1 pseudogene is annotated in these 421 nt (G+C 52.3%); it reads right to left on the reverse strand.

Annotated features, from left to right (window positions below):
• Positions 1–130: 130 nt before the first annotated feature.
• Positions 131–421, reverse strand: a pseudogene (locus BHE85_RS18740) (IS1-like element IS1X2 family transposase); the annotation flags it as partial.

Raw genomic sequence — 421 nt, forward strand, 5'->3', positions numbered from 1 at the left:
ACGCCGTCTGCGTTTCTCCGGCCCTAAGACATCAATCATCTGTACTCCAATGACTAGTCTAAAAACTAGTATTAAGACTATCACTTATTTAAGTGATACTGGTTGTCTGGAGATTCAGGGGGCCAGTCTACTGAGTGTAACGCTTGCTGATAACGTGCAGCTTTCCCTTCAGGCGTGATTCATACAGCGGCCAGCCATCCGTCATCCATACCACGACCTCAAAGGCCGACAGCAGGCTCAGAAGACGCTCCAGTGTGGCCAGAGTGCGTTCACCGAAGACGTGCGCCACAACCGTCCTCCGTATCCTGTCATACGCGTAAAACAGCCAGCGCTGACGTGATTTAGCACCGACGTAGCCCCACTGTTCGTCCATTTCAGCGCAGACAATCACATCACTGCCCGGTTGTATGCGCGAGGTTAC

It is taken from the genome of Shigella sp. FC1567, assembly GCF_001743015.1.
Lineage (GTDB): Bacteria > Pseudomonadota > Gammaproteobacteria > Enterobacterales > Enterobacteriaceae > Escherichia > Escherichia coli.